Annotated in this window: 5 protein-coding genes; 2 read left to right on the top strand and 3 right to left on the bottom strand. The window is 70.2% G+C overall.

Annotation, left to right across the window (positions count from 1 at the left end; genetic code table 11):
- Positions 1 to 15 precede the first annotated feature (15 nt).
- The gene (locus ABZ477_RS17240) at positions 16 to 954 is read right to left on the bottom strand and encodes an NAD(P)-binding domain-containing protein (RefSeq protein ID WP_360135689.1); all 939 of its coding nucleotides are present in this window, start codon (positions 952 to 954) and stop codon (positions 16 to 18) included.
- Between the two features lie 131 nt (positions 955 to 1,085).
- Between ABZ477_RS17240 and ABZ477_RS17245 the strand changes: the two genes are divergently transcribed.
- Positions 1,086 to 1,958, top strand: coding sequence for a LysR family transcriptional regulator (locus ABZ477_RS17245; RefSeq protein WP_360135691.1), 873 nt, complete (start codon positions 1,086 to 1,088; stop codon positions 1,956 to 1,958).
- 144 nt (positions 1,959 to 2,102) lie between these two features.
- On the opposite strand, the gene ABZ477_RS17250 is transcribed toward ABZ477_RS17245, so the two are convergent.
- The gene (locus ABZ477_RS17250; RefSeq protein WP_360135711.1) at positions 2,103 to 4,544 is read right to left on the bottom strand and encodes a glycogen/starch/alpha-glucan phosphorylase; all 2,442 of its coding nucleotides are present in this window, start codon (positions 4,542 to 4,544) and stop codon (positions 2,103 to 2,105) included.
- Positions 4,545 to 4,733: 189 nt separating this feature from the next.
- Between ABZ477_RS17250 and ABZ477_RS17255 the strand changes: the two genes are divergently transcribed.
- Positions 4,734 to 5,468, top strand: a complete 735-nt coding sequence (locus ABZ477_RS17255; protein WP_360135693.1) for a glutamine amidotransferase — start codon at positions 4,734 to 4,736, stop codon at positions 5,466 to 5,468.
- Here the strand turns inward: ABZ477_RS17255 and ABZ477_RS17260 are convergent.
- The gene (locus ABZ477_RS17260; protein ID WP_360135695.1) at positions 5,453 to 6,040 is read right to left on the bottom strand and encodes a helix-turn-helix domain-containing protein; all 588 of its coding nucleotides are present in this window, start codon (positions 6,038 to 6,040) and stop codon (positions 5,453 to 5,455) included. The genes ABZ477_RS17255 and ABZ477_RS17260 overlap by 16 nt on opposite strands.
- Positions 6,041 to 6,312: the final 272 nt, after the last annotated feature.

Here is a 6,312-nt window from a genome sequence, read left to right on the forward strand (position 1 = left end):
TCCGGCGGGGATGATTCAGGCGTTCGCGGGTGAGCGGTCGTGGCTCGGATCGTACCCCCGCAGCACGCCGTCCGGGGTGGCGAAGAGGGTGACGAGGGTGCAGTCCTTGCCGCCGAGGCCGCGGTCGACGAGCTCGTCGAGCTGCGACAGCGCGAGCTGCGCGGCGGGCAGGTGGACGCCGGTGGCCTGCCCTGCCTGCACCGCGAGACTGCAGTCCTTGCGGGCGAGGTCGACCGAGAACGTCGCGTCGAAGTTGCGGTTCGCAGCCGCCGACGGCACGACGTCGGGGACGGGCCACCACACGCGCTGGGGCCACGAGCCGCCGGACGAGGCGTTCGCGACCTCCCAGAAGACCTTCTGGTCGAGGCCGAGCTGCTCCGCGAGCTGCGAGCCCTCGGCGGTGGCCATGACGGCGATGAACAGCATCATGTTGTTGACGAGCTTCGCCGAGATGCCGGCCGTCGCGGCGCCGCACGCGATCACGTTGCCCGCCATCGGCGCGACGAGCTCCTTCGCCCGCTCGACGTCCTCCGAGCGGCCGCCGAGCATGAAGGTCAGGGTGTGCGCCTCGGCGCCGGCAGTGCCGCCCGAGATCGGCGAGTCGACGAAGACGAAGCCGCGCGCCTCGGACTCGTCGTGGCACCAGCGCGACGTCTCGACGTCGACGGTCGAGGTGTCCAGCAGCAGGGTTCCCGGCGCCGCGTGGGCCCAGATGCCCTCGGGACCGTCGTACACCCCGCGCACGTGCTGCGGCATGGGCAGCGATGTGAAGCACGCCTCGGCTCCGTCCAGCGCCTCGGCGATCGACGACACGACGGTGACGCCGCGGGATGCCGCGGCCTCCGCCGCAGCCGGGTTGAGGTCGACGCCGCGCACGGTGTGGCCCGCGGCGACGAGATTGGCGGTCATGGGCGCACCCATGTGGCCGAGGCCGATCCAGGCGATCGTGGACATGCTGGTCCTCACGTGTTCGAGGGCGCGACGGTGCGCCTCGGTGCCAGGATAAGCACGCACCGCACTCGCGATCAATGCACGCAGCAGCGCCAATCTTGCACCTCGGCCGTGCATTGATGCACACTGCGAGCATGCCGCCCCGCGAACCGCAGCTCGACGCGCTCATGACGTTCCTCGCGGCGGCGCGCCTCGGGCGCTACACCGCCGCCGCCGAGGTTCTGGGCGTCAACCACTCGACTGTGTCGCGCCGGATCGCGTCGCTCGAGGACGCGATGGGCGGCCGCGTGCTCGTGCGCACGGCCGCGGGCTGGGAGGTCACGCCGCTCGGGCGACGCGCACTCGCCGTCGCCGAGAGGATCGAGGCATCCGTCCGCGAGCTCGCGGAGGAGGGGGGCACCGCCGTCCAGGGCATGGTGCGGATCGCCGCTCCCGAGGCGTTCACATCCGTCTTCCTCGTGCCCGCCCTGGCGGCGCTGCAGGAGCGGCATCCCGCTCTCGCCGTCGAACTCATCGCGGCGACGCAGCGGGTGCGGCAGAACCGGTCGGGCGTCGACCTCGAGATCGTCGTGGGCCGGCCGTCCGTGCACCGCGCGTTCGCGACCCCGATCAGCGCGTATTCACTGCGGCTCTACGCGACGCCGGCGTACCTCGAGCGCGCCGGCGCCCCGGCGTCGATCGCGGAGCTGGAACTGCATCCGCTCATCTACTACATCGAGTCGTCGCTGCAGGTGGACGAGCTCGACCTCGCCGTGCAGGTGCTGCCCGCCTCGCCCGCGTCGATCCGCTCGACGAGCGTCTTCGCGCACGTCGAGGCCGCCGCGGCGGGCGCGGGGATCGGGCTGCTCCCCGACTTCCTCGCGGATGCCGACCCCCGCCTCGTGCGCGTGCTCGACGGCATCTACTCGCACCCGCTGGCGTACTGGGCCGTGACCCGGGACGAGGGCCCGCGGAATCCGGTGGTCGCGGAGGCGCTCGGCGCGATCCGCGAGCACCTCGCCCGCTGATCGGCACAGCCCGCGGAATCCGGTGGTCGCGGAGGCGCTCGGCGCGATCCGCGAGCACCTCGCCCGCTGATCGGCACAGCCCGCGGAACCCGGTGGTCGCGGAGGCGCTCGGCGCCATCCGCGACCACCTCTCGAGGTGATCCCCTACGAGACCGGGGGCGTGTGCCAGATGCGGTCGATGTAGTCGCGGATCGAGCGGTCGGATGAGAAGAAGCCCGTGCGGGCGACGTTGAGGATCGCCTTGCGGGTCCACTCGTCCTGGTCCGCGTACGCCTCGTCGACGCGCGCCTGCGCCTGGATGTAGGAGGAGTAGTCCGCGAGCACCATGAACCGGTCGTCGTACAGGAGGTTCGACACGATCGGCTCGAACACCGAGCGGTCGCCGCCCGAGAACGCGCCCGACGCGATGAGGTCCATCGCGGCGCGCAGGTCCTCGTCGGACTGGTAGTACTCGGAGGGCGTGTAGCCCTTCGCCCACAGCGCCTCGACCTCGGGCTCGGCCATGCCGAAGAGGAAGAAGTTGTCGTCGCCGACCAGCTCGCGGATCTCGACGTTGGCGCCGTCGTCCGTTCCGATCGTGAGGGCGCCGTTCAGCGCGAACTTCATGTTGCCCGTGCCCGAGGCCTCCTTGCCCGCGAGCGAGATCTGCTCGGACAGGTCGGCGGCGGGGATGACGCGCTCGGCGAGCGTGACGTTGTAGTTCGGCGGGAAGAGCACCTTCAGGCGGCCCTCGACGCGCGGGTCGTCGTTGACGACCTCGCCGACGGCGTTGATGAGGTGGATGATGCGCTTGGCCATCGCGTAGCCGGGCGCCGCCTTCGCGCCGAAGACGAACGTGCGAGGAGTGATGTCGGATGCCGCAGCACGGCCCGACACGACCTTCTCGTACTCCGTCACGATGTGCAGGACCTTGAGCATCTGACGCTTGTACTCGTGCAGGCGCTTGACCATGACGTCGAGCATGTGGCCGTCGCCGACGGCGAGGCCGTCGCGCTCGTGCAGGACCTCGGCGAGGCGCTTCTTGTTGCCGGCCTTCACGGCGGCGAACTGCGCGCGGAACTCGGGATCGGCGGCGAAGGCCTCAAGGCCCCGGAGCCGCTCGAGGTCGACGGTCCAGCCGGCGCCGAGGGCCTCGGTGATGAGCGATGCGAGGTCGGGGTTCGCGAGGCGGATGAAGCGGCGCGGAGTCACGCCGTTCGTGACGTTCGTGAACTTGCCCGGGTAGAACTCGTCGAAGTCGTGTAGCACCTTGTCGCGCAGCAGCTGCGAGTGCAGCTCCGCGACGCCGTTGACCTTGGAGCCGGCGACGGTCGCGAGGTGGGCCATGCGGACCGAGCGGAGCGGGTGCTCGCCGATGATCGACATCGCGCGGATCTTCAGCTCGTCGTCGCCGAAGCGCTCGCGCACAGCCTCGAGGAAGTCGTCGTTGATGCGGTAGATGATCTCGAGGTGGCGGGGCAGCAGGCGGCCGAGCAGGTCGACGGGCCAGACCTCGAGAGCCTCCGGCAGCAGCGTGTGGCAGGTGTACGCGAAGCACTGCTGCGTGATCTCCCACGCGGCATCCCACTCCAGGTGCTTCTCGTCGACCAGCACGCGCATGAGTTCGGGCACCGCGATGACGGGGTGCGTGTCGTTGAGCTGGAAGATGACCCGCTCGGGCAGCTTCGTGAGGTCGTAGCCCTCGGCGAGGACGTTCTCGAGGAAGTCGCCGATGGATGCCGCCACGAAGAAGTACTGCTGCTGGAGGCGCAGCTCCTTGCCCTGGGGCGTCGAATCCTCGGGATAGAGGACCTTGGAGATATTCTCGGCGAAGGTCTGCGCGCGGACGGCCTCTTCGTAGTCGCCCGAGTTGAAGACGCGCAGGTCGAAGCTGTTGGTCGCGACGGCGCTCCACAGTCGCAGCGTGTTGACGCGACCGTTGTGGTAGCCGGGAACCATGTAGTTGTAGGGCACGGCCTGGACGTTCCAGCCTGGAACCCAGCGCGAGCGGGTCACGCCCTCGTCGTCGTACTTCTCGGTGTGGCCGCCGAACGAGATCTGCTGCGCCGCCTCGGGGTGCGGGAACTCCCACGGCGAACCCAGCCGCAGCCACGCGTCGGGCTGCTCGACCTGCTGGCCGTCCTCGAAGGTCTGGCGGAAGATGCCGTACTCGTAGCGGATGCCGTAGCCGATGCTCGGGACGCCGATCGTCGCGAGCGAGTCGATGAAGCAGGCCGCGAGGCGTCCGAGGCCGCCGTTTCCGAGGCCGGGCTCGACCTCGAGCTGGCGGAGCTCTTCGAGCTCGATGCCGCACTGCTTGAGAGCATCCGTCGCGATGTCGGTCAGGCGGGATGCGAGGAGGTTGTTGTCGAGCTGGCGGCCGAGGAGGTATTCGGCCGAGAGGTAGCAGACGCCCTTCGCCTGCACCTCCTTCTGGCGGCGCTGGTCGTCGAGCCAGCGGGCCATGAGGTAGTCCCGGACCGTGACGGCCAGCGCGAGGTACTGGTCGTTCGTGCTCGAGTGCGAGAGGGACACGCCCACGTCGAAGTTGAGGTTCAGCAGGAACTGCTTCACGAATCCGTCGACGCTCGCGGCGGGCGAGGTCACGGGAGCGAGGGCGAGAGGGTGCGTCGCGCCGAGCGGATGCGAGGTCGCGCGCGTTTCGATGTCTTGCGGCACGGTGCCACGCTATCGAAGCGCACCTCCGAGGAACCTCCACGGGCGCGATCCTGGGGAGAGAGTTTGCACGCTGGAAACATGCGCGTACGCCTCGTGCGGGGCTCTAGGGTGGTCGCCATGAAGCCGTTCGTGCTCCTCGCCACGCGAGCGGAGGACCGCCCCGCCGACGAGGAGTACGAGCTCTTCCTGCGCTACACGGGTCTCGACGAGGGGCAGCTGCACCGGGTGCGGCTCGAAGCCGGTCCCATGCCGGACTTCGACCTCGACGAGCTGTCCGGGATCTTCGTCGGCGGCGGCCCGTTCAACGCATCCGACCCGCCCGAGACGAAGTCCGCCGTGCAGCATCGCGTCGAGGCCGAGTTCCAGGCGCTGCTCGAGAGGGTCGTCGCCCGGGACTTCCCGTTCCTGGGCGCGTGCTACGGCGTCGGCACCGTCGGCGCGTATCTAGGGGCGACGATCGACCGGACTGTCGGAGAGCCGATCAGCGTCGTGCCCGTGACGCTCACCGATGCCGGGGCGTCCGACCCCCTGCTGGCGGGGATGCCGCAGACGTTCGAGGCTTTCGTGGGCCATAAGGAAGGCATCAGCTCGCTGCCGGCGCCGGCCGTGCTGCTCGGATCGTCCCCGGACTGCCCCGTGCAGATGTTCCGCGTCGCTGCGAACGTGTACGCGACGCAGTTCCACCCCGAGCTCGACGTCGACGGCATCACGACGCGCATCCACGCGTACGCCGGCTACGGCTACTTCGCGTCGGACGAGCTCGAGCTGACGCTCGCCGCCGTCCGGCGCGCCGCGGTGTCGCACCCGAGCCGGATCCTGCGGACCTTCGTCGAGCGCTACGCCGTCGACTGACCCGACGCACGCTCGCGCAGCGGCATGCGGGGCGCATTCTCCGGGCGCAGGCCGTCGAGCACGATGGCGCGCAGCCGGGCGAGGACGGTCGCGCGCCGCGGCTCGGGCAGGTCGACGAGGCCGGACAGCAGGGCGGGCACGTACTGCAGGTCGTCGAGGTCGACGTCGTCGCGCAGCGAGCCCTCGGCCCAGGCGCGGTCGATGATCGCGCTCATCGCCTCCTCGGCGGACTCGTCCAGCGGGACGAGCTGCCGCGCGCGCGGGCGGATCGCGACGAGCCACGGCATGTCGACGTACATGGCGACGACGCCGTCGATGTAGACGAGGATCGCGTCCCACGCGGAGGCGACGGATGCCGCCTCCTCACCGATCTCGGCGAACCGGGCGCGTGCACGCTCGCCGAGGCCGACGATGACAGCATCCCGATCCGCGAAGTGACGGTAGAGCGTGCCCTTGCCGACGCCGGCGCGCTCCGCGATGAGAGCGAACGGCGCTTCGACGCCCTGCTCCGCGAAGAGTCCGGCCGCCGCGTCCAGCAGCTTCTCGCGATTGGCCTCGGCATCTGCGCGCATGTGCGTCCCTCCCCCAGGACGTCCGACTCTATGTGTGCGCGTGGTTCCACGACGACGCGCGATCGCACGATAGTGTTCTTTCTAATCGGACTCTCATGTCCGGTTAAAAGGTGATGCCGAGGGTGGGGGCCCTCGTCGCACGGGGCATGCACGTCGACGTGACATCACCTGCCGCGGTGGGGGCCCGCGCCCGGCGCCCCCCCCCCGCCCACCCACGCCGGGGGGCGGGACCCCCCGCGGGGCGCGGTAGGAAGAGCGGGGGGGGGGGGAAG

Source organism: Microbacterium sp. NPDC019599, assembly GCF_040632175.1.
Lineage (GTDB): Bacteria > Actinomycetota > Actinomycetes > Actinomycetales > Microbacteriaceae > Microbacterium.

What these genes read in the sequence shown, in the direction of transcription:
- ABZ477_RS17240 (WP_360135689.1), bottom strand. Translation starts at nt 954, where the DNA reads ATGTCCACGATCGCCTGGATCGGCCTCGGCCACATGGGTGCGCCCATG.
- ABZ477_RS17245 (WP_360135691.1), top strand. Translation starts at nt 1,086, where the DNA reads ATGCCGCCCCGCGAACCGCAGCTCGACGCGCTCATGACGTTCCTCGCG.
- ABZ477_RS17255 (WP_360135693.1), top strand. Translation starts at nt 4,734, where the DNA reads ATGAAGCCGTTCGTGCTCCTCGCCACGCGAGCGGAGGACCGCCCCGCC.
- ABZ477_RS17260 (WP_360135695.1), bottom strand. Translation starts at nt 6,040, where the DNA reads ATGCGCGCAGATGCCGAGGCCAATCGCGAGAAGCTGCTGGACGCGGCG.